Origin of the sequence: Gilliamella sp. Fer4-1, assembly GCF_001690515.1 — a bacterium.
Classification (GTDB): Bacteria; Pseudomonadota; Gammaproteobacteria; order Enterobacterales; family Orbaceae; genus Gilliamella; species Gilliamella apicola_C.
In genome coordinates, this window is the sequence record NZ_LZGZ01000216.1 from 1 (window position 1) to 1,568 (window position 1,568).

A 1,568-nucleotide genomic window follows, 5' to 3' on the forward strand; every position below is an offset into this window, starting at 1 on the left:
TAATAACATAAATTCTTTTGTCACAATACTACCTAAAAAGAGTTGGAATATTTTCAGAAGCCGAAGATACCAACAAAACAAACTTGATACAGACACCATTAGCTTTAGTGATATCAAAAACAAGCTGTATTTAATGTTAACTATATCTGGGTAAGTGGCGGTACAGATGGCATTGGTTCATTTTTTGGCGAGGATGAATGGTTAGTGCCTTAATATATACTAGGGGGTAGGATATGCCGAAGCGTCTGTAATGCGAATGGTGCAGTCATCATGCTATCAGAAGCAGAAACCTACTGAAGTAAAGTAACTTCAGTAGGAATTTCCGTCCTTTAGGGCAGGGAGGTGACAAAATTTGGGTAGATAAAGTGAATGCAAAATCTATTTTATTATTACCCGCTCTGCTGATGTAGCCTGTTTAATTTCACCCAATAGCCATGCTGTTTCACCATGGTTATTTAGTAAGGTAATTGTTTTATCGACCCATGGTTTTGGTATGGCAATAATTAAGCCAACACCACAATTAAAGGTGCGATACATTTCATGGCGGCTAACATTGCCTGCTTTTTGTAACCAATTAAATATAGCAGGCCATTGCCAACTTGTTTCATTAATTATCGCTTGAGTATTTTCAGGTAACACACGAGGAATGTTTTCCCAGAAACCACCGCCTGTTATATGTGCTATTGCATGGATATCAACTTGTGTAATTAAATCAAGTATGGGTTTAACATAGATTTTAGTCGGTGCTAGCAAGTGATCGGCAAGTGGTTTGCCGTCTAACTGTTCAGTGGCAGGGTTTACACCACTGACTTCAATAATTTTACGTACTAACGAATAGCCATTAGAATGAGTACCGCTTGAAGCTAATGCGATTAATGCATCGCCATCTTGCACTTTGCTACCGTCTATCATAGCTGATTTTTCAACTACACCAACACAAAATCCCGCTAAATCGTAGTCGTTACCCTGATACATACCTGGCATTTCGGCAGTTTCGCCGCCAACTAAAGCACACCCTGATTGTTTACAGCCTTCGGCAATGCCTGTTACTACTGTTGCTGCAGCATCGACATTAAGTTTACCTGTGGCATAATAATCAAGAAAGAATAAAGGTTCAGCACCTTGCACAATCAGGTCATTAACGCACATTGCCACTAAATCAATACCAATTGATTCATGGCGGTTTAAATCCATTGCCAGGCGTAATTTGGTACCCACGCCATCCGTGCCCGATACCAAAATTGGCTCTTTGTATTTTTGTGGAATAGCACATAACGCGCCAAAACCACCCAATCCCCCCATAACTTCGGGGCGCTTAGTTTCTTTTACAACCGATTTGATGCGATTAACAAGTTCATTGCCGGCGTCAATATCGACACCAGCATCTTTATAACTAAGAGAGTTGTTATGTGACACGGCAAGTTCCTTCCAATAAAAAATTGCTGTTTATTTTAGCAAGGATGATATTGATTGGCGATCTATTATTAGATAAAAGAATTAATTAAAATAATTAATTGTTTTCAAACCAACTTTCTAAAATAATGATTGCGGAAGTCGCATCTACATGA

1 protein-coding gene is annotated in these 1,568 nt (G+C 39.0%); it reads right to left on the bottom strand.

Annotated elements, in window-relative coordinates; translation table 11 throughout:
* Positions 1-378: 378 nt before the first annotated feature.
* Positions 379-1,416, bottom strand: a complete 1,038-nt coding sequence (gene purM, locus A9G30_RS07875; protein ID WP_065588596.1) for a phosphoribosylformylglycinamidine cyclo-ligase — start codon at positions 1,414-1,416, stop codon at positions 379-381.
* Positions 1,417-1,568: the final 152 nt, after the last annotated feature.